Source organism: Bradyrhizobium sp. B124 (assembly GCF_038967635.1).
Taxonomy (GTDB): domain Bacteria; phylum Pseudomonadota; class Alphaproteobacteria; order Rhizobiales; family Xanthobacteraceae; genus Bradyrhizobium.
On record NZ_CP152413.1, the window covers coordinates 5,624,132 to 5,642,628 of the forward strand.

Sequence of the window (18,497 nt, forward strand, 5' to 3'; positions counted from 1 at the left end):
CGCTGGCTAAATTTCAGCCAGCCTGTGCAGCGCACAAGGGAGGAGGATTATTTCGCGGCGCGCTTCTTCTCGATGGTATCCCAGATCATCGCTGCGACATCCGGGCCGTTGAGCCGCTGGATGGCGCGGATGCCGGTCGGCGAGGTGACGTTGATCTCGGTCAAATTGCCGTCGATCACGTCGATGCCGACGAACAGCAGGCCGCGTTCGCGCAGCGCAGGTCCAAGTGTGGCGCAGATTTCGCGCTCGCGATCCGAGAGCTCGGTCGCCTTGGCCGCACCGCCGCGCACCATGTTGGAGCGCAGATCGTCGGCTGCCGGCACGCGGTTGACGGCGCCGGCGAATTCGCCGTCGACCAGGATGATGCGCTTGTCGCCATGCTTCACCTCGGGGAGGAAGCGCTGGATCACCCAGGCCTCCTTGAAGGTCACCGAGAACATGTCGAACAGCGAGCCGAAGTTCATGTCCTCCGGCAGCACGCGGAAGACCGCGGCGCCGCCATGGCCGTGCAACGGTTTCATCACGACGGCGCCGTGCTGGTCGCGGAACGCGTTGATCTCGTCGAGGTCGCGCGAGATCAGGGTCGGCGGCATCAGCTGCGGGAAATTCATCACGAACAGCTTTTCCGGCGCGTTGCGCACGCTGGCCGGATCGTTGACGACCAGGGTGCTCGGATGGATGCGCTCGAGGAAATGCGTCGAGGTGATGTAGGCGAGGTCGAACGGCGGGTCCTGCCGCAGCAGCACGACGTCGAAGCCGTTGAGCGCCTCCCGCTTCGGCTCGCCCAGCGTGAAGTGATCGCCGACCTCGTCGCGTACGGTGAGAGGCTGCACCGGCGCCACCAGCTCCTCGCCGCGCAGCGACAGCTTGTCGGGCGTGTAGTAGGAAATGCCGTGGCCGCGCTTCTGCGCCTCGAGCAGCAGCGCGAAGGTCGAATCGCCGCGGATGTTGATGCGCGCGATGGGATCCATCTGGACGGCGATCTTCAATTTCATAAGCGTGTCCCGCGAGGTCTGAGGGTAACTTTAAGGGCTTGCGTCGAATGCCGCTAACAAATGGCGCGGCAGGCTCTTCGGCGCAATCAGCACGGCGTCGAATCTGAGATCAAATTCGGCATGTTCGGGATGCGCCATCAGCCAGGCCTGGGCGGCGTTGACGATGCGCTGCTGCTGGCGCGGCGTCACCGCATAGGCGGCGTCGTCGAGGCTGGCACGGGCCTTGACCTCGACGAAGGCGAGCAGATTGCGCCGGCGCACCACCAGGTCGATCTCGCCATAGGGGGTGCGGAAGCGCCTTGCCAGGATGCGATAGCCCTTGGCGATCAGAAGCGCCGCGGCGCGGCTTTCGGCCGAGATGCCGGTGCGGAATGCCGCGACGCGTTCAGGCGAGGCGCTGTCAGTCTTCGCCATCGCCGTCCCCGATGGTCTTGGCAATTTCTTTGGCGAGCTCGAGGGCGCGGGCGTAGACCTCGCGGCGCGGCCGACCCGACAGCTCGACGGCGTGCGCCACCGCATCCTTGACGCTGCCGCGCGCGAGCTGCACGCGCAGGAGATCGTCGAGTGCGTCCTGGCCCATCATGCCGGCATCGTCTGGTGGCGGCCCGATGACGAGCACGAATTCGCCGCGCGTCTCCAGCGCGTCCGCGCCTGCCGCAAGCTCGGCGACCGGCGCGCGCTTGACCTCCTCATGCAGCTTGGTCAGCTCGCGGCAGATCGCCGCATCGCGTCCAGCCATGATCGCGGCGAGATCGCGCAGCGTGTCCTGCACGCGATTGCCGGATTCGAACATCACGAGCGTCGCATCGATCCGGGCGAGCTCGGTAAGCCGCGCGCGGCGCGCGTGCTCCTTCGCCGGCAAAAATCCCTCGAAGAAGAACCGGTCGGTCGGCAGCGCCGCAACCGACAGCGCTGATAGCACCGATGATGGCCCCGGCACCGAGATGACGGCATGCCCGGCGGCGCAGACGTCGCGCACCAGCTTGAAGCCGGGATCGGAGATCAGCGGCGTGCCGGCATCGGAAACCAGCGCGATCGAGGCGCCCTGCGCCAGCCGCTCGAGGATCTTGGGCCGGGCCTGGGCCGCGTTGTGCTCGTGATAGAGCGCCAGCTCGGCGGTGATTGCGTAACGTTCGGTCAGCCGGCGCGTAATCCTGGTGTCCTCGCAGGCGATGACGTCGACGCCCGCCAGCGTCTCCAGCGCGCGAAGGGTGACGTCGGCGAGATTTCCGATCGGGGTCGCCACCAGATGGAGCCCGGGCGCGGCCTTTGGCGCAGCAAGCTGCTGGCCGCCGATCGAAAAGGTCCTGGCCGCTGTGCCTGTCGTGGCATCGGAATGGTGGAGGGAACTGGCTTTTGCGCGCATAATGCCAATCTAGAGGGATGGCAGCACTTGCGCCACATCCGGCAACCGCGATGACGGTAGGCGGTTGCTGAGGGAAACGGGAGCCGCGGCAACGGCGCCGCGAGGCCATAATCCTTTTGTTTTAGTTAACTATTCGCCGACAATATGCCTGAATCCACCCGCCTCATCAGAGCTGGATGGAGTCCTGGCCGATCCTGGTCGGTCAAGAGAAGAGAGACGATGGCAGGCCCGCATCACCGCATGTCCCCGCCGTCGGGCACGACCCGGCGAACCGCGCTAGGTCTGCTCGTGGGCGCGCCGTTGCTGACGGCCTGTTCTGGCGTCCAGCAGAGCCTGAGCCAGTTTTCCAGCCCGTTCGGCGGCAACCAGGAAGCCGGTCCTGCCGGGCCGCCGCAACAGCCGCAGGCGGTCGGCACCGGGCAAGTCAAGATCGGGCTGATCCTGCCGCTGTCGGCCTCCGGCAATGCCGGGCTCGCCGCGCAGTCGATGCGGAACGCCGCCGAAATGGCGCTGGCGGAATTTCAGAACCCCAACATTCAACTCCTGATCAAGGACGATGGCGGCAGCCCGCAAGGTGCGGCGCAGGGCACCCAGCAGGCGCTGTCCGAGGGCGCCGAGATCATTCTGGGACCGCTGTTCGCAGGCTCGGTGCCCGCCACCGCGCAACTGACGCGGCCGCGCGGCACCTCGGTGATCGCATTCTCCACCGATTCGAGCGTCGCCGGGCGCGGCGTCTATCTGCTGAGTTTCCTGCCGGAGTCCGACATCAATCGGATCGTCGACTATTCCTCGGGGATCGGAAAACGCTCGTTCGCCGCGATGGTGCCGGACAACGCCTATGGCAACGTGGTCGAGGCCGCGTTCAAGCAGGCGGTCGGCCGCAAGAACGGCCGCGTCGTTGCCTTCGAGAAATATGGCGCCGACCGCGCGACGCCGGCGCGGACCGTGGCCCAGGCGCTCGGCCAGGCCGACGCGCTGCTGCTCGCCGACGACGGCGATTCGGTGGTCGCGACCGCCGACGCACTCACCGCAGCGGGTGCCAATCTGCGCAACATCCAGCTGCTCGGCACCGGGCTGTGGGACAATCCGCGGGTGTTCGCGAGCCCGGTCCTGCAGGGCGGCCTCTACGCCGCGCCCGATCCGTCCGGCTTCCGCAGCTTCGCCGGCCGCTATCGCGCCAAATACGGCGGCGAGCCGGTGCGCACCGCAACGCTTGCCTATGACGCCGTGGCGCTGATGGCGGCGCTGGCGCGCACCCAGGGCGCGCAGCGTTTTGCGCCGGAGACGCTGACCAATCCATCCGGCTTTGCCGGCATCGATGGTCTGTTCCGTTTCCGCTCCGACGGCACCAATGAACGCGGCCTTGCCGTCATGAAGGTGGCTTCCGGCGGCGGCACGCCGGTCGCCGGCTCGCCGAAGAGCTTTGGCGCTTAACTTTCGTCAGGCGGTCAAGCTGCCTTGTCGAGCGCCGGAACCCGCCAGCTACTTTGCATGGGGTTGTTTTCGATATTTTGGCAGCGTGCACCTAGACCGTTTTCGAGCGAAGTGGATACCGGTTCGCGTGAAGAAAACGCGTCAAAACAAGAATCTGGAGCCCCGTTCCGATTCAATCGGAACGGGATAGGCTCTAGGCGGCGAGATCCGCGACGACCGCGTCGAGCACCGGAAATCCCGACTTGGTCACGCGCAGCCGTCCGTCGGCATCGACGGCGATGGCGCCTTCCTCGCGCAGCATCGCGATCCGGTGCGGGTCGAGCTTGCGGCCGGAAAGCTTCGCATAGCGCGTGGGATCGATACCTTCGGCGAGCCGCAGCCCCATCAGGAGGAATTCGTCGGCGCGCTCTTCGCTGTTGAGGCTGTCATCGGTGACGACGCCATGGCCCCGCTCCTCGACGTTCAACAGCCAGGCCTCGGGGCGCCGCTCGGTCGCGGTTGCGTGCCTGACGCCGTCGATGTCGAGCCTGCCATGCGCGCCGGGGCCGATACCGGCATATTGCTCGCCGCGCCAATAGACGAGGTTGTGCTTGCACTCGGCGCCGGTGCGGGCGTGGTTGGAGATCTCGTAGGCCGGCAGTCCTTCGCGGGCGCAGACCTCCTGCGTCACGTCGTAGAGCGCGCGCGCGGTCGCTTCATCCGGGGTCTGCAATTTGCCGGCGGCATGCAGCCCGAAGAACGGCGTGCCTTCCTCGATCGTGAGCTGATAGAGCGACAGATGCTCGGCCGCTTCCGAGATCGCCTGCTTCAATTCGTTGGCCCACATCTGCGGCGTCTGGTCGGGCCGCGCGTAGATCAGGTCGAACGAGTAACGGTCGAACGCGTTTCGCGCGATCGCAACCGCGTCGAGCGCTTCGCGCGCGGTATGCAAGCGGCCCAATGCCTTGAGCGACGCATCGTCCAGCGCCTGCACGCCGAGCGAGACGCGATTGACGCCGGCTGCGCGATAGCCGCGAAAGCGCGTCGCCTCGACGCTGGTCGGATTGGCCTCGAGCGTCACCTCGACATCGCGCGAGACCTGCCAGTGCTTGCCGATCGCATCGAGCACGGCGCCGACGGTCTGCGGCTGCATCAGCGAGGGTGTGCCGCCGCCGAGGAAGATCGAGGACACTTCGCGTCCCGGCACCCGTGCCGCCGTGGTCTCGATCTCGCGGGCGAACGCGCGCACGAAGCGCGCCTCGTCGACCGGCGCGTGCCGGACGTGGCTGTTGAAATCGCAATACGGGCATTTGGACAGGCAGAACGGCCAGTGCACGTAGACGCCGAAAGCTTCTCGTTCAGCGTGGCTCAAGGCAGATCTCCGCGAGCTTCACGAAAGCGCGGGCGCGATGCGACAGGCCGAGCCCGAGCGGCGGCAGGCCGTGCTTCTCGATGCTGCTCATCTCGCCAAAGGTCCGCGTGTGCCCGTCGGGCAGGAAAGCCGGATCATAGCCGAATCCGGCGGTGCCGCGCGGCGGCCAGACCAGGGTTCCATCGGCGCGGGCCTCGACCTCTTCGAGGTGATCGTCCGGCCAGGCCACGCACAGTGCGGAGACGAAGTGCGCACTTCGGCGGTCCGGCGCGGTGGCGCCGCGCTCCTGCAGCAGGCGCTCGATCCGCGTCATCGCCGCCATGAAGTCCTTGCCCTCGCCGGCCCAGCGCGCCGAGTAGATCCCGGGCGCGCCATCGAGCGCGTCGACCACGAGGCCGGAATCGTCGGCGAAAGCCGGCAGTCCCGTCGCCTTCGCGGCCTCGATGGCCTTGATCGCCGCGTTGGCGCGAAAGCTGTCGCCGGTCTCCTCGGGCTCGGCGAGACCGAGCTCGCCGGCCGACACCGCCTCCACGCCGTGCGGCGCCAGCAGTTCCCGCATCTCGGCAAGCTTGCCGGGATTATGGGTGGCGATGACGAGCCTTCCGGTGATTCGGCGGTGCATGACCAATCTGACTACGCCACCGCGATCTTTTGCAAGTCGACCAGACGCGCGACACCTTTGCGCGCCAGTGCCATCAGCGCCAGGAATTCACCTTCCGAGAACGGCGTCTTCTCGGCGGTGCCCTGCACCTCGATGATGCGGCCGTCGCCGGTCATGACGAAATTGGCGTCGGTGTCGGCCTCGGAGTCCTCGGCATAGTCGAGATCGAGCACCGGCGTGCCCTGGTAGATGCCGCAGGAAATCGCCGCCACGTTGTCGCGCAACACGTTGGTCTTCAGCATGTTGCGGGTCTTCATCCAGTTGATGCAGTCGGCCAGCGCCACCCAGGCACCGGTGATCGAGGCGGTGCGGGTGCCGCCATCGGCCTGGATGACGTCGCAATCGACCGTGATCTGGCGCTCGCCGAGCGCCTCGAGGTCGACGGCCGCGCGCAGCGAGCGGCCGATCAGCCGCTGGATCTCGACCGTGCGGCCGCCCTGCTTGCCGGCGGAGGCCTCGCGGCGGGTGCGTTCCAGGGTGGCGCGCGGCAGCATGCCGTATTCGGCGGTGACCCAGCCGCGGCCCTGGCCCTTCAGCCAAGGCGGCAACCGCTCTTCCAACGTGGCGGTCACCAGCACATGGGTGTCGCCGAACTTCACCATGCAGGAACCCTCGGCATATTTGACGACGCCGCGTTCCAGCGACACGGGACGCAGTTCATCGGGCGCACGGCGGCTTGGCCGCATTGGAAATCCTCCAGAATTCCGAGAAAGTGGGTTGGGCGTGCTTGTAGGAGGGGGAAGGGGCAGCGGCAAGGGTTTTCGGCCCCGGGATGGTCCGGTGCCAGGGTGGCCGAATGCACGCTTGTCACAGGCCTCCGGGAGCGACAGATTAGGCAGCAATTGTGAAGGACTGGGAGTGTGACGCACCACGATCCGATAGGCCTGATCGCGCCGCATGCAGGGCTCGCCCAGCTCAACGAGCGTTCGCGCGACATTTTTCGTCAAATCGTCGAAAGCTATCTCGCGACCGGCGAGCCGGTCGGTTCGCGCAATATCTCGCGCCTGATCGCATTACCGCTGTCGCCGGCCTCGGTCCGCAATGTGATGTCGGATCTCGAGCAGCTCGGCCTGATCTATGCGCCGCACACCTCGGCGGGCCGGCTGCCGACCGAACTCGGCCTGCGCTTCTTCGTCGACGCCCTGATGCAGGTCGGCGACCTCACCGAGGCCGAGCGGCAATCGATCCAGACCCAGCTTGCTGCCGTCGGCCGTGCGCAATCGGTCGAGGCGGCGCTTGGCGAAGCGTTGACGCGGCTGTCGGGGCTGACCCGTGCGGCGGCGGTGGTGCTGACGCAGAAGTCGAACGCGCGGCTGAAGCACATCGAATTCGTGCGGCTGGAGCCGGAGAAAGCGCTGGTCGTGCTGGTCGGCGAAGACGGCCAGGTCGAAAACCGGGTGCTGGCATTGCCGCCGGGCGTTCCCTCCTCGGCCCTGATCGAAGCGACCAATTTCCTCAATGCGCGGATTCGCGGCCGGACGCTGGCCGAAGCGCGGCTCGAGCTCGAGACGGCATTGACGCAAAACCGCGCCGAGCTCGATCAGCTCACGCAAAAGGTCGTCGCGGCCGGCATCGCGAGCTGGTCCGGCGGCGAGAGCGAGGACCGCCAACTGATCGTGCGCGGTCACGCCAATCTGCTCGAGGATCTGCATGCGCTGGACGATCTCGAGCGCATCAAGTCGCTGTTCGACGATCTCGAGACCAAGCGCGGCGTGATCGATCTGCTTGGCCGTGCCGAGCGCGGCGAGGGCGTGCGGATCTTCATCGGCTCGGAGAACAAGCTGTTTTCGCTGTCGGGTTCCTCCACCATCATCGCGCCCTACGGCGACGCCCAGGGCCGGATCGTCGGCGTCCTCGGCGTGATCGGACCGACGCGGCTGAACTATGCGCGGGTGATCCCGACCGTCGACTATGCCGCGCGCATCGTCAGCAAGATGCTGGGTGGCTGAGCGGACTGGATTTCGCCTTCATTTGACGGGTTTTCTTCGCCCGAACTGGAGATCCCACTGCCTGAGGCCGGTATGTTGCGCTTGATTTTCGCCGCCCAAAGCACGATATCCCGGGCAGCAATCCCCAAGATTTGAACCGACGCGAGTTTTCGAGAAGGCAAGCCATGACCGATCCGAACCGGGCCAATGATAACACCGAGAATTCGGCGCCGACGGGTGAGCCCGTGGTCTCGAAGCCCTACATCATGCCTGACGATCCCGAGGTGGGATCGGTTGAGGCGCTGACCAAGGAACTCGCCGAGGCGCGCGACCGGACGCTGCGCACGCTGGCCGAGATGGAGAACCTCCGTCAGCGCACCCGCCGCGAGGTTGCCGACGCCAAGACCTACGGTATCACCGGCTTCGCCCGCGACGTGCTCGATATCGCCGACAATCTGCAGCGCGCGATCGATGCCGTGCCGGCCGAGACCAAGGAATCCGCCGATCCCGGCCTGAAGGCGCTGATCGAAGGCGTCGAGCTGACCGAGCGTTCGCTGCTCAACGCGCTGGAGAAGAACGGCGTGAAGAAGTTCGATCCGATCGGCGAGAAGTTCGATCCGAACTTCCAGCAGGCGATGTTCGAGGTGCCGGACACCTCGGTGCCGTCGGGCACCGTGGTGCAGGTCGTGCAGGCCGGCTACATGATCGGCGATCGCATTCTGCGTCCGGCGCTGGTCGGCGTCTCCAAGGGTGGCGCCAAGGCGGCCCCGAGCGCCGACATCACGGTCTGATCGCTTCGACGCCAGCCCTGAAGCTGCGAGCTTGCTGCTGTCGTTTCACGGCAGCGGCTTCTTATGCGCCTTCGGCCAATAGGTGCCGAAGCTCCAGAGATTTCCTTCCGGGTCACGGCAGGCGAAATCGCGGCTGCCATAGTCGGTGTCACGCAGTTCCATTTCGTCGCGGTAGATCACGTGCTCGGTGAATCCGATCACTGTCTTGAGCCAGCCGATCATCGCCTCGGCGTCCTTGCAGCGCAGGGTCGGGTAGATGCGCGGGGATTCGATGTCGTGCGTCATGGTCGCGCCGTCTCGCGGTAACCTGTAATTCCGACAATCAGGCCTGCCAGCGACGGCGGGCGTCGCGCGAAGTCGAATGCGACGGGGGCCCCAAGCTCGGCCATGTGGATCTCGCGCGGAATGCCTACGCGATGTCCGACGACTGGATCCGCTTGACGCCGGCCTTGTCCATGTCGGTCCAGGCCTTGGCGAGCGATCCCTGGGTGTCGATGCCGCGGCAGGCGTCCTCCACGACATAGGTTTCGAAGCCGGCCTTGCGCGCATCGAGCGCGGTCCATGCCACGCAGAAATCGGTGGCGAGCCCGGCCACGAAAACCCGCTCGACATTGCGCGCCTTCAGATAGGCGGCAAGCCCCGTGGTAGTCTTGCCGTCGGCTTCGGTGAAGGCGGAGTAGCTGTCGACGTCCTTGTGAAAACCCTTGCGGATGATCAGCTCGGCCTGCGGGATCGCGAGATCCTTCGACAGCGAGGCGCCGTCGGTGCCCTGCACGCAGTGGTCGGGCCACAGCACCTGCTTGCCATAGGCGAGGTCGATGGTCTCGAACGGCTTCTTGCCGGCATGGACCGAGGCAAACGAGATGTGTCCAGGCGTGTGCCAGTCCTGCGTCATCACCACATTGGCAAAGCTCTTGGCGATCTTGTTGATGACAGGCACCACCTGCTCGCCGTCCTTCACCGCGAGGCTGCCGCCGGGCAGGAAGCAGTTCTGGACGTCGATCACGAGCAGCGCGGAGCCATCGTCGGGCTTGATCGCAGCCGCCCAGAGGCTCCTGGGAACCAGGGTCGCAAGCGCCAACGTGCCGAGGCCTGCAACTATCTGTCGTCGATCCAACATCGCGCCCCTCCTCGCTTTGATACCGCGCGAGGAGGCTAGTTCCGTTCGGCGAACGGCGAAAGTGGGATTTTTCCAACCGGCCTTGCGAAGGGCCGATCAGCCGCGCGGCTGGATGCCGTCGCGGACCGCGCGGAAGCGCGGGAAGGCCGTCTCCCAATCGGTGCGCGGCGAGCTGCCGATGACCCGCAGCGATGTCTGCGCGCCGAACCGCAGCCACTGCACGATGGTCACCGGGGTGTTGTCCTTGCCGCTGACGGCGTCGATCCGGGTCTCGAAGCCGGGCTGGCCGTCGATCCGGATCGGTTCGGACATGGTGATCCGCCCGTCGCGCACGCCGGGGATCGTGGTGGCGATCTGCTGGGCAAAGCGGCCGCGATCGTCGGGCGTGGCCGGCGCCGAAGTGATGATGCCGAGCAGCATGAAGGGCTTGGCCTCAAGGGCCTTGTCGTCGCCGTCGGCCATCAGCAGCGCTGCGCCCGGCGCCAGCATGCGGATGTTCTTGAAGCTGCTGAGCTCGGTGACCTTGAACGGCATCATGGCGAGCTGTTCGTCGACCGGCACATCCTTGCGGATTTCGGCGGAGGCGAACATCTGCCGGACGGCGTCGTCGGTGTAGATCTTGCTCGCGTTCTCCGGCACTTGCACCGCGACATAGCCGGAGAAGGTCGGCCCCGGCAGGATCATGGAATAGCGCCGCACATTGCTGGCGCCGTCGCGGGCGCTCTCCACGGTGTAGTAGGCGAGGCCGGCCGGCGTCTCGAGGCTCTCGGGCTTGATGTTTCCGGTGCCGGCGGGGTTGGCCTTGAAGGCCGTCACGACCTCGTTGTAGGCGTCCGCGGGCAGGTCGGCGATCAGGACCTTGACGCCTTGGTCCTCGGTCTCGAAGCCGATGAATGATTTGGCGCGGACGAGGCCCACCAGCGGTTTCATCCCGACATGCGCGCCCGGCGGAAACACCACGTCGGCGGCAAAGCCACGACAGGTGGCAGCAATCAGCAAGGCAACCGCAACGAGAACTCGAAAAGGCGTCATGGGGGATCTACCGGTTTTGCTTGGTGGCCGCGCAACGGGGCCGATGCAGGGCTGGATGGCCTCTTCAGTCGAACCGCTTTTAGCGGTTTTGATGGCCCTGCAACAGGCCGCCAAATCTCCGGTCCAGGCCAGTCGGCTCAATTCCATGGGCTTTTCGCCTTGATTGGCGGGCACTTTCCAGTTTCCCGAGGTTTCCAGGAGCGACCACCTGCGGCCGCCAGCGGCCAAACAGCGCGCCCTCGACCCGTGCGCCGCTCTCGCATACGACGTTTGTGAGCGTTCACTCAACAGCGCTGTCGTCGCGCCGTTGATGTCGCGGTCGACGACGGGCGGCATTCTTGCCGATTTGTTAACTTGGTCTGGGCTTGAACCGGGGCCGCAGCCGAGCTGACACAATCTTTCAAACGTCAGTCTTTTCAGGCCTCAACGTTGCGTCCAGTCCTTGCGGGCAGGACCCTCTCTCCTATATCAGGCTCACCGTCGCAATATCGCGAGTATGTGAACGTCTGGGGGTTCGGTACGGAGCGCCGTCAGGGCCCAACCAACCTGCCGTAGCAAAGAGGATATCAAAACCATGGGTAAGGTCATTGGGATCGACCTCGGCACCACGAATTCGTGCGTCGCCGTGATGGATGGCAAGAACGCCAAGGTGATCGAGAATGCCGAGGGCATGCGAACGACGCCGTCGATCGTTGCTTTCACTGACGATGGCGAGCGCCTCGTCGGACAGCCGGCGAAGCGCCAGGCGGTGACCAATCCCGAGCGTACGTTCTTTGCGGTGAAGCGCCTCATTGGCCGCCGCTATGACGACCCGATGGTCGAGAAGGACAAGAAGCTCGTTCCCTACAAGATCGTCAAAGCATCGAACGGCGATGCCTGGGTCGAAGCCGACGGCAAGACCTATTCGCCCTCGCAGGTCTCGGCCTTCATTCTGCAGAAGATGAAGGAGACCGCGGAGGCGCATCTCGGCCAGAAGGTCGATCAGGCCGTCATCACGGTTCCTGCTTATTTCAACGACGCGCAGCGTCAGGCCACCAAGGATGCCGGCAAGATCGCCGGCCTCGAAGTGCTGCGCATCATCAACGAGCCGACGGCTGCCGCGCTCGCCTACGGTCTCGACAAGACGAAGGCCGGCACGATCGCCGTGTACGACCTCGGCGGCGGCACCTTCGACGTCTCGATCCTCGAGATCGGTGACGGCGTGTTCGAGGTGAAGTCGACCAACGGCGACACCTTCCTCGGTGGTGAAGACTTCGACATGCGCCTGGTCGGCTATCTCGCCGACGAGTTCCAGAAGGAGCAGGGCATCAACCTGCGCAACGACAAGCTCGCTCTGCAGCGCCTGAAGGAAGCCGCCGAGAAGGCCAAGATCGAGCTGTCGTCGACCACGCAGACCGAAATCAACCTGCCGTTCATCACGGCTGACCAGACCGGTCCGAAGCATCTGACGATGAAGCTGACCCGCGCCAAGTTCGAGGCGCTGGTGGCCGACCTCGTCGAGAAGACCATCGAGCCGTGCCGCAAGGCGCTGAAGGATGCCGGCCTGACCGCCGGCGAGATCGGCGAAGTGGTGCTGGTCGGCGGCATGACCCGCATGCCGAAGATCCAGGAAGTGGTGAAGCAGTTCTTCGGCAAGGAGCCGCACAAGGGCGTCAATCCCGACGAAGTCGTCGCGATCGGCGCTGCGATCCAGGCCGGCGTGCTGCAGGGCGACGTCAAGGACGTGCTGCTGCTCGACGTGACCCCGCTGTCGCTGGGCATCGAGACGCTGGGCGGCGTGTTCACCCGCATCATCGACCGCAACACCACGATCCCGACCAAGAAGAGCCAGGTGTTCTCGACGGCCGAAGACAATCAGGGCGCCGTCACCATCCGCGTCTTCCAGGGCGAGCGTGAAATGGCGGCCGACAACAAGATGCTCGGCCAGTTCGATCTGATGGGCATTCCGCCGGCTCCGCGCGGCATGCCGCAGATCGAGGTGACCTTCGACATCGACGCCAACGGCATCGTCAACGTCTCGGCAAAGGACAAGGCGACCGGCAAGGAACAGCAGATCCGGATCCAGGCATCCGGCGGTCTGTCCGAGGCCGACATCGACAAGATGGTCAAGGACGCCGAGGCCAATGCGGCCGAGGACAAGAAGCGCCGCGAGGCGGTCGACGCCAAGAACCATGCCGATGGCCTGGTTCATTCGACCGAGAAGGCTTTGGCCGAACACGGTTCGAAGATTCCGGAGACGGATCGTCGCGCCATCGAAGACGCCGTCAGCGACCTCAAGGAAGCGCTGAAGGGCGACGACGCCGAGGCGATCAAGGCCAAGACCAACACGCTGGCGCAGGCCTCGATGAAGCTCGGCGAGGCCATGTACAAGCAGCAGGCCGAGGCCGATGCGGCCAAGGACGCTGCGAAGGATGACGTTGTCGACGCGGAGTTCACCGAGGTCGACGACGACAAGAACAACAAGAAGTCTGCTTAAGCGGGCTTGCGATCATGGCCCTCACACCAAAGAGCACGCGACGCGTCTCGGAGGGGTGGGGGTCATTTTTCTTTAAGGCGATCGCTGCATCTTCCAGACAGGCGCAATCCTTGACGCAATCCCTTGCGCAATCCTTGGCGATCGCGACGAACTTCGGACGGAATTGAAGGATGTCCACCAAGCGCTGCTATTACGAGACCCTCGAGGTTGAGCGGAACGCGGACGAGACCAAGCTGAAATCGGCTTTCCGCAAGCTCGCGATGAAATGGCATCCGGACAAGAACCCGGGCGACGCCAGCAGCGAGGTCCGGTTCAAGGAAATCAACGAAGCCTATGAGGTGCTGAAGGACGGCGACAAGCGCGCCGCCTATGACCGCTTCGGCCATGCTGCCTTCGAGCAGGGCATGGGCGGCGGCGGTCCCGGCTTCGGCGCCGGCTTCGCCTCCTCCTTCTCCGACATCTTCGAGGACCTGTTCGGCATGGCCGGGCAGCGCCGCGGCGGCGGCGGCCGTGAACGCGGTGCCGACCTGCGCTACAATATGGAGATCACGCTCGAGGAGGCCTTCCAGGGCAAGACCGCGCAGATCGAGATCCCGGTCTCGGTGACCTGCGAATCCTGCTCCGGCACCGGCGCCAAGGCCGGCACCAAGCCGAAGACCTGCTCGCATTGCGGCGGCGCCGGCCGTATCCGGCAGGCCCAGGGCTTCTTCACGCTGGAGCGGACCTGCCCCGGCTGTCAGGGCCGCGGCCAGATGATTGAGGACGCCTGCACCTCCTGCGCCGGTTCCGGCCGGGTGACGCGCGAGCGCACGCTGTCGGTCAACATTCCCCCGGGCGTCGAGGACGGCACCAGGATTCGTCTCGCCGGCGAAGGCGAGGCCGGTGTCCGCGGCGGACCGCCCGGCGACCTCTACATCTTCCTGTCGCTGACCACGCACCAGTTCTTCCAGCGCGACGGCGCCGACCTGCACTGCCGCGTGCCGATCTCGATGGTGACCGCAGCCCTCGGCGGCGAGTTCGAGGTGCCGACCATCGACAAGAGCAAGACCAAGGTGAAGGTGCCGGCCGGGACCCAGTCCAGCCGCCGATTCCGCATCGCATCAAAGGGTATGCCGGTGCTCCGCTCGCGCCAGACCGGCGACATGTATGTCCAGGTTGTGGTCGAAACGCCGCAGAATCTGACCAAGAAGCAGCAAGAATTGCTGATGGAGTTCGAAAAACTGTCGTCCGGCGCAACTCAACCGGAGGCAGCGGGTTTCTTCTCTAAGGTCAAGGACTTCTTCGGAAGCCGCTCCGTCTAGCCGCAGTCGTTATGCTTGACCGTAACGACTTCGATCTATACGTGTTTATGACTGTTTTCTGACAACCGCTCGATTGTGCGCGGTCCCGCCTGGTAGCGACATGCCTCTGCAATCGTCCGTGCGTGCGTCGAAGAAGCCCCTCCGTCTCGACGACGAGGTTCGATTTCTCCGTTCATGGATCGAGAAGCCGCTGCATATGGGCGCGGTGATGCCGTCCGGGCGGCTGCTCGCACGCACCATGGCGCAATATGTCGATCCCGAAGCCGAAGGACCGGTTGTCGAGCTCGGACCCGGCACCGGTGCGATCACCAATGCGCTGATCGAGCATGGCGTCGATCAAAAGCGTCTCGTCCTGGTTGAATACAATCCCGGCTTCTGTGCGCTGCTGCGCGAACGCTATCCGCAGGCCAAGGTGGTCCAGGGCGACGCCTACAGGCTTCGCGATACGCTGTGGGACGTCATGAAATCTCCGGCCTCGGCTGTGGTCTCCGGCCTGCCGCTGGTCACCAAGCCGATGCTGACCCGCCTGAAGCTGGTCCGCGACGCCTTCCTGGCTCTCGCGCCCGGTGCGCCGTTCGTCCAGTTCACCTATTCGGTGGCGCCGCCGATTCCGAAGTCGCTGCCCGGCGTGTCCACAGAGGCGTCCGAGCGGATCTGGATGAACCTTCCGCCCGCGCGGGTCTGGGTGTATCGCAAGGGTTGATCGCCCTGCGTTGTCGCGCTGGGCACGCGCCCTAACCGCGATTTCGAAATGTCCGCGCTGAAAATCCTCGTGATCCCCGGATCGCTGCGATCAGGCTCGCTCAACGCGAAGCTCGCCGCTGTCTTGGCCCAAGAGCTCGCGCAGCTCGGGGCCGACGTCACCCGCATCTCGCTCGGCGATTTTCCGCTGCCGATCTATGACGGCGATTTTCAGGCCAAATCGGGCGTGCCGCAGCACGCCGTCAATCTGAAGCGGATGATCGGCGCCCATCATGGCGTGCTGATCGTGACGCCGGAATACAATTCCTCGGTGCCGGCGCTGGTGAAGAACACGATCGACTGGGTGAGCCGCGTGCAGGATCCGCATGAGACCCGTGGCCAGGTGTTCCATGGCCGCGCCTTCGCGCTAGCTGCGGCATCCGGCAACCGGCTCGGCGGCACGCGCGCGCTGGCGGCGCTGCGCCTGATCCTGACGGCGTGCCATGCCGCCGTGATCCCGAACCAGCTCGCGCTGTCATTCGCCGAGCACGCCTATGACGACATGGATCGTCTGAAGCACCAGGCCGACATCGATACGATGCGGGCGCTGGTGCGGCAGCTGATCGACCATTCCCAACGCATGATGTGAGGTGACATGCAGCCAGCCAAGATCGCTCCAAGGATCGCTCCAAGAGACCGGTTGATTGTGGCGCTCGATTTGCCATCGGTCGCCAGCGCCGAGGCGATGATCGACAGGCTCGGCGACAGCGTCACCTTCTACAAGATCGGCTATCAGCTCGGCTACGCCGGCGGGCTCGCGCTGGCGAAGCAGCTTGCGGGCAGCGGCAAGAAGGTCTTTCTCGATCTCAAACTGCACGACATCGGCAACACGGTGGCGCGCGGGGTCGAAAGCGTCGCCGCTCTCGGCGCGACCTTTCTCACCGTGCATGCCTACCCGCAGACCATGAAGGCGGCGGTCGAGGCGCGTACCGGCTCCGGTCTGAAGATCCTCGCGGTGACGGTGCTGACCTCCTACGACGACAGCGACCTGCACGCGGCGGGCTATCGCCTCAACGTCTCCGATCTCGTCGAAGCGCGCGCCAGGCAGGCGCAGGCACTCGGTGTCGACGGCCTCGTCAGCTCGCCCGAGGAAGCTGCCGCCCTGCGCAAGATCGTCGGTGATCAGATGAACCTGGTGACACCGGGCATCCGCCCCGCGGGCTCGGCGACCGGCGACCAGAAGCGCATCATGACGCCGGCCCGCGCCATTACCGCCGGCGCCGACTATCTGGTGGTCGGACGTCCGGTGATGGAAGCCGCCGATCCGAAAGCCGCGGCCGAAGCCATTCACACCGAGATCGCCCAGGCACTCGCCTGAGCCAACAACAAGGGAGAACAGAGATGGCGAAGGGATACTGGATTGGACGCGTCGACGTTCACAATGAGGAGGGCTACAAGCCCTACATGGCGGCCAACCCCGCTATCTTCCAGAAATTCGGCGGCAAGTTCATCGTGCGCGGTGGCAAGTTCACCGGCGTGGAGGGCCAGAGCCGCTCGCGCAACGTCGTGATCGAATTCCCCGATTACGCGACCGCGCTCGCTTGCTACCAATCGCCGGAATACCAGGCCAACATCAAGGTGCGGCAGCCACACTCGATCGCCGACCTGATTATCATCGAGGGGCACGACAGCCCATAGCCCCGGACGCCAGCCCGCCGGTTCGGCCGCTCGGAACAAGCCTCCGATGGCCGTCGTTTAGGCATGTTGTGGTGCCGGAAAACCGGTTTCCACTTTGCCGGATCATGCTTTATACGGCGGTGAGAGGTGAGCCATGGCTGACATGCGTCTGATTGTTGCGGGAGCCGGCGGCCGGATGGGCCGCACGCTGACGCGGGTGATTTCCGAAACCCCGGGGGCGGTGCTGGTCGGCGCGCTGGAAGCGCCGGGCTCGGAACTGCTCGGCAAGGACGCCGGCGTGCTCGCCGGCCTTCCCGCCAATGACGTCAAGCTGTCGGCCGATCTGTGGTCGATGTCCGCGGCTGCCGACGGCATCCTGGATTTCACCGTGCCGGCCGCGACCATCGCCAATGTCGCCATCGCGGCCGAGCGCGGCCTTGTTCACGTCATCGGCACCACCGGCCTGTCGCAATCCGACGATGCGGTGATCCGCAGCGTCACCAACCGCGCCATCGTGGTGAAGTCGGGCAATATGAGCCTCGGCGTCAATCTGCTTGCCGCGCTGGTCAAGCGCGTCGCGCAGTCACTCGACCAGAGCTTTGACATCGAAATTCTCGAGATGCACCACAAGTCCAAGATCGATGCGCCGTCGGGCACCGCCTTGATGCTCGGCGAAGCCGCCGCCGCAGGACGCAAGATCGCGCTGGAGCAGCATTCGGCGCGCGGCCGCGACGGCCTGACCGGCGCACGGCGCGCCGGCGATATCGGCTTTGCCTCGCTGCGCGGCGGCACCGCGGCCGGCGATCACAGCGTGATCTTTGCCGGCCCGTCGGAGCGCATCACGCTCTCGCATCATGCCGAGGACCGCGCGCTGTTCGCGCAGGGGGCGCTGAAGGCGGCGCTGTGGGCGCACGGCAAGAAGCCCGGCATGTATTCGATGACCGACGTTCTCGGGTTGAGCGACTGAGACCGCGCGACGAAATCAAATCCAGCCAAGCGAAAACGGAATCTGAAATGAGTGATCGTCTTCTTGTGCTCGTTCGTCACGGTCAGAGCGAATGGAATCTGAAGAACCTGTTCACCGGGTGGAAGGATCCCGATCTCACCGAGCAGGGCATCGCCGAAGCCAAGGACGCCGGCCGCAAGCTGAAGGCGCAGGGCCTGTCGTTCGACGTCGCCTTTACGTCAGACCTGACGCGCGCGCAGCACACGCTGAAGCTGATGCTGGAGCAGATCGGCCAGACCGGGTTGCCGACCACGAGGAATCTGGCGCTCAATGAGCGCGACTACGGCGATCTCTCGGGCCTCAACAAGGACGACGCCCGCAAGAAGTGGGGCGAGGACCAGGTCCTGGTCTGGCGCCGCTCCTACGACGTGCCGCCGCCCGGCGGCGAGAGCCTCAAGGATACGCTGGCGCGCACGCTGCCCTATTACGTGCAGGAGATCCTCCCCGGCGTGCTGCGCGGCCAGCGCACGCTGATCGCCGCCCACGGCAATTCGCTGCGCGCGTTGATCATGGTGCTGGAGAAGCTTTCGCCGGAGCAGATCCTCAAACGCGAACTCGCAACCGGCGCGCCGGTGGTCTATCGGCTCAACGCCGATTCCACCGTTGCGTCCAAGGTCGATCTCGCGGCTTAAAAACGTTTAATCCGTCATCCTGAGGTGCGAGCGGAGCGAGCCTCGA

At 65.3% G+C, this 18,497-nt stretch carries 20 protein-coding genes; 11 read left to right on the top strand and 9 right to left on the bottom strand.

Annotated features, from left to right (window positions below):
• Window positions 1–47: 47 nt before the first annotated feature.
• The 3 genes from gshB to rsmI are packed head-to-tail and all read right to left on the bottom strand — an operon-like array spanning window position 48 to window position 2,361.
• Entirely contained in the window at window positions 48–995 is a 948-nt protein-coding gene (gshB, locus tag AAFG13_RS26790; RefSeq protein WP_342708709.1) for a glutathione synthase, read from the bottom strand.
• A gap of 30 nt (window positions 996–1,025) precedes the next feature.
• Window positions 1,026–1,409, bottom strand: a complete 384-nt coding sequence (locus AAFG13_RS26795) for a YraN family protein (RefSeq protein WP_166212917.1) — start codon at window positions 1,407–1,409, stop codon at window positions 1,026–1,028.
• A complete protein-coding gene (gene rsmI / locus AAFG13_RS26800) occupies window positions 1,396–2,361 on the bottom strand; it encodes a 16S rRNA (cytidine(1402)-2'-O)-methyltransferase (protein ID WP_212312725.1) in 966 nt (321 codons plus the stop codon). Before rsmI ends, AAFG13_RS26795 begins: the two co-directional genes overlap by 14 nt.
• Window positions 2,362–2,580: 219 nt before the next feature.
• Here rsmI and AAFG13_RS26805 point away from each other — a divergent pair, with 219 nt between their 5' ends.
• Window positions 2,581–3,795: a penicillin-binding protein activator gene (locus AAFG13_RS26805; protein ID WP_212312723.1), complete on the top strand. Its 1,215-nt coding sequence runs from the start codon at window positions 2,581–2,583 to the stop codon at window positions 3,793–3,795.
• Between the two features lie 193 nt (window positions 3,796–3,988).
• On the opposite strand, the gene hemW is transcribed toward AAFG13_RS26805, so the two are convergent.
• The 3 genes from hemW to rph are packed head-to-tail and all read right to left on the bottom strand — an operon-like array spanning window position 3,989 to window position 6,493.
• Window positions 3,989–5,146: a radical SAM family heme chaperone HemW gene (gene hemW / locus AAFG13_RS26810; RefSeq protein WP_342708710.1), complete on the bottom strand. Its 1,158-nt coding sequence runs from the start codon at window positions 5,144–5,146 to the stop codon at window positions 3,989–3,991.
• Window positions 5,133–5,768 carry an RdgB/HAM1 family non-canonical purine NTP pyrophosphatase gene (gene rdgB / locus AAFG13_RS26815; protein WP_212312719.1) on the bottom strand — a complete coding sequence of 212 codons (636 nt, stop codon included), beginning with the start codon at window positions 5,766–5,768 and terminating at the stop codon, window positions 5,133–5,135. The genes hemW and rdgB overlap by 14 nt, the downstream gene beginning before the upstream one ends.
• Window positions 5,769–5,779: 11 nt before the next feature.
• The gene (gene rph / locus AAFG13_RS26820; protein WP_016841497.1) at window positions 5,780–6,493 is read right to left on the bottom strand and encodes a ribonuclease PH; all 714 of its coding nucleotides are present in this window, start codon (window positions 6,491–6,493) and stop codon (window positions 5,780–5,782) included.
• 174 nt (window positions 6,494–6,667) lie between these two features.
• Between rph and hrcA the strand changes: the two genes are divergently transcribed.
• Both hrcA and grpE read left to right on the top strand, forming a co-directional pair.
• A complete protein-coding gene (hrcA, locus tag AAFG13_RS26825) occupies window positions 6,668–7,756 on the top strand; it encodes a heat-inducible transcriptional repressor HrcA (protein WP_173639821.1) in 1,089 nt (362 codons plus the stop codon).
• A 164-nt stretch (window positions 7,757–7,920) separates the two neighbouring features.
• A complete protein-coding gene (gene grpE / locus AAFG13_RS26830) occupies window positions 7,921–8,526 on the top strand; it encodes a nucleotide exchange factor GrpE (RefSeq protein ID WP_212312709.1) in 606 nt (201 codons plus the stop codon).
• 45 nt (window positions 8,527–8,571) lie between these two features.
• Here grpE and AAFG13_RS26835 read toward each other — a convergent pair whose 3' ends face one another.
• The 3 genes from AAFG13_RS26835 to AAFG13_RS26845 all read right to left on the bottom strand — a co-directional run bounded on the left by AAFG13_RS26835 (window position 8,572) and on the right by AAFG13_RS26845 (window position 10,678).
• Window positions 8,572–8,811: a hypothetical protein gene (locus AAFG13_RS26835; RefSeq protein ID WP_212312707.1), complete on the bottom strand. Its 240-nt coding sequence runs from the start codon at window positions 8,809–8,811 to the stop codon at window positions 8,572–8,574.
• A 124-nt stretch (window positions 8,812–8,935) separates the two neighbouring features.
• Window positions 8,936–9,646, bottom strand: coding sequence for a bifunctional nicotinamidase/pyrazinamidase (gene pncA / locus AAFG13_RS26840; RefSeq protein ID WP_342708712.1), 711 nt, complete (start codon window positions 9,644–9,646; stop codon window positions 8,936–8,938).
• A gap of 96 nt (window positions 9,647–9,742) precedes the next feature.
• Window positions 9,743–10,678: a hypothetical protein gene (locus AAFG13_RS26845; RefSeq protein WP_342713400.1), complete on the bottom strand. Its 936-nt coding sequence runs from the start codon at window positions 10,676–10,678 to the stop codon at window positions 9,743–9,745.
• A 574-nt stretch (window positions 10,679–11,252) separates the two neighbouring features.
• Here AAFG13_RS26845 and dnaK point away from each other — a divergent pair.
• The 8 genes from dnaK (at window position 11,253) to AAFG13_RS26885 (ending at window position 18,451) form a co-directional block, all read left to right on the top strand.
• Entirely contained in the window at window positions 11,253–13,154 is a 1,902-nt protein-coding gene (gene dnaK, locus AAFG13_RS26850; protein WP_097671378.1) for a molecular chaperone DnaK, read from the top strand.
• 170 nt (window positions 13,155–13,324) lie between these two features.
• Window positions 13,325–14,455 (top strand): molecular chaperone DnaJ, encoded by a 1,131-nt coding sequence (dnaJ, locus tag AAFG13_RS26855; protein WP_212312694.1) that lies wholly within the window; start codon window positions 13,325–13,327, stop codon window positions 14,453–14,455.
• A 100-nt stretch (window positions 14,456–14,555) separates the two neighbouring features.
• The gene (locus AAFG13_RS26860) at window positions 14,556–15,158 is read left to right on the top strand and encodes an rRNA adenine N-6-methyltransferase family protein (RefSeq protein WP_092120946.1); all 603 of its coding nucleotides are present in this window, start codon (window positions 14,556–14,558) and stop codon (window positions 15,156–15,158) included.
• Between the two features lie 48 nt (window positions 15,159–15,206).
• Window positions 15,207–15,785, top strand: coding sequence for an NAD(P)H-dependent oxidoreductase (locus tag AAFG13_RS26865; protein ID WP_342708713.1), 579 nt, complete (start codon window positions 15,207–15,209; stop codon window positions 15,783–15,785).
• Between the two features lie 6 nt (window positions 15,786–15,791).
• Window positions 15,792–16,514 (top strand): orotidine-5'-phosphate decarboxylase, encoded by a 723-nt coding sequence (gene pyrF / locus AAFG13_RS26870; protein ID WP_212312691.1) that lies wholly within the window; start codon window positions 15,792–15,794, stop codon window positions 16,512–16,514.
• 23 nt (window positions 16,515–16,537) lie between these two features.
• Window positions 16,538–16,834 carry a DUF1330 domain-containing protein gene (locus tag AAFG13_RS26875; protein WP_057020363.1) on the top strand — a complete coding sequence of 99 codons (297 nt, stop codon included), beginning with the start codon at window positions 16,538–16,540 and terminating at the stop codon, window positions 16,832–16,834.
• A 133-nt stretch (window positions 16,835–16,967) separates the two neighbouring features.
• Window positions 16,968–17,780 carry a 4-hydroxy-tetrahydrodipicolinate reductase gene (dapB, locus tag AAFG13_RS26880; protein WP_212312689.1) on the top strand — a complete coding sequence of 271 codons (813 nt, stop codon included), beginning with the start codon at window positions 16,968–16,970 and terminating at the stop codon, window positions 17,778–17,780.
• Between the two features lie 47 nt (window positions 17,781–17,827).
• Window positions 17,828–18,451, top strand: coding sequence for a 2,3-bisphosphoglycerate-dependent phosphoglycerate mutase (locus AAFG13_RS26885; RefSeq protein WP_212312687.1), 624 nt, complete (start codon window positions 17,828–17,830; stop codon window positions 18,449–18,451).
• The last annotated feature ends 46 nt before the right edge of the window (window positions 18,452–18,497 follow it).

Excerpts from the sequence above, each read along its gene's own strand:
- gshB (WP_342708709.1), bottom strand. The coding sequence starts at position 995 with ATGAAATTGAAGATCGCCGTCCAGATGGATCCCATCGCGCGCATCAAC.
- AAFG13_RS26795 (WP_166212917.1), bottom strand. The coding sequence starts at position 1,409 with ATGGCGAAGACTGACAGCGCCTCGCCTGAACGCGTCGCGGCATTCCGC.
- rsmI (WP_212312725.1), bottom strand. The coding sequence starts at position 2,361 with ATGCGCGCAAAAGCCAGTTCCCTCCACCATTCCGATGCCACGACAGGC.
- AAFG13_RS26805 (WP_212312723.1), top strand. The coding sequence starts at position 2,581 with ATGGCAGGCCCGCATCACCGCATGTCCCCGCCGTCGGGCACGACCCGG.
- rdgB (WP_212312719.1), bottom strand. The coding sequence starts at position 5,768 with ATGCACCGCCGAATCACCGGAAGGCTCGTCATCGCCACCCATAATCCC.
- rph (WP_016841497.1), bottom strand. The coding sequence starts at position 6,493 with ATGCGGCCAAGCCGCCGTGCGCCCGATGAACTGCGTCCCGTGTCGCTG.
- grpE (WP_212312709.1), top strand. The coding sequence starts at position 7,921 with ATGACCGATCCGAACCGGGCCAATGATAACACCGAGAATTCGGCGCCG.
- AAFG13_RS26835 (WP_212312707.1), bottom strand. The coding sequence starts at position 8,811 with ATGACGCACGACATCGAATCCCCGCGCATCTACCCGACCCTGCGCTGC.
- pncA (WP_342708712.1), bottom strand. The coding sequence starts at position 9,646 with ATGTTGGATCGACGACAGATAGTTGCAGGCCTCGGCACGTTGGCGCTT.
- AAFG13_RS26845 (WP_342713400.1), bottom strand. The coding sequence starts at position 10,678 with ATGACGCCTTTTCGAGTTCTCGTTGCGGTTGCCTTGCTGATTGCTGCC.
- dnaK (WP_097671378.1), top strand. The coding sequence starts at position 11,253 with ATGGGTAAGGTCATTGGGATCGACCTCGGCACCACGAATTCGTGCGTC.
- dnaJ (WP_212312694.1), top strand. The coding sequence starts at position 13,325 with ATGTCCACCAAGCGCTGCTATTACGAGACCCTCGAGGTTGAGCGGAAC.
- AAFG13_RS26860 (WP_092120946.1), top strand. The coding sequence starts at position 14,556 with ATGCCTCTGCAATCGTCCGTGCGTGCGTCGAAGAAGCCCCTCCGTCTC.
- AAFG13_RS26865 (WP_342708713.1), top strand. The coding sequence starts at position 15,207 with ATGTCCGCGCTGAAAATCCTCGTGATCCCCGGATCGCTGCGATCAGGC.
- pyrF (WP_212312691.1), top strand. The coding sequence starts at position 15,792 with ATGCAGCCAGCCAAGATCGCTCCAAGGATCGCTCCAAGAGACCGGTTG.
- AAFG13_RS26875 (WP_057020363.1), top strand. The coding sequence starts at position 16,538 with ATGGCGAAGGGATACTGGATTGGACGCGTCGACGTTCACAATGAGGAG.
- dapB (WP_212312689.1), top strand. The coding sequence starts at position 16,968 with ATGGCTGACATGCGTCTGATTGTTGCGGGAGCCGGCGGCCGGATGGGC.
- AAFG13_RS26885 (WP_212312687.1), top strand. The coding sequence starts at position 17,828 with ATGAGTGATCGTCTTCTTGTGCTCGTTCGTCACGGTCAGAGCGAATGG.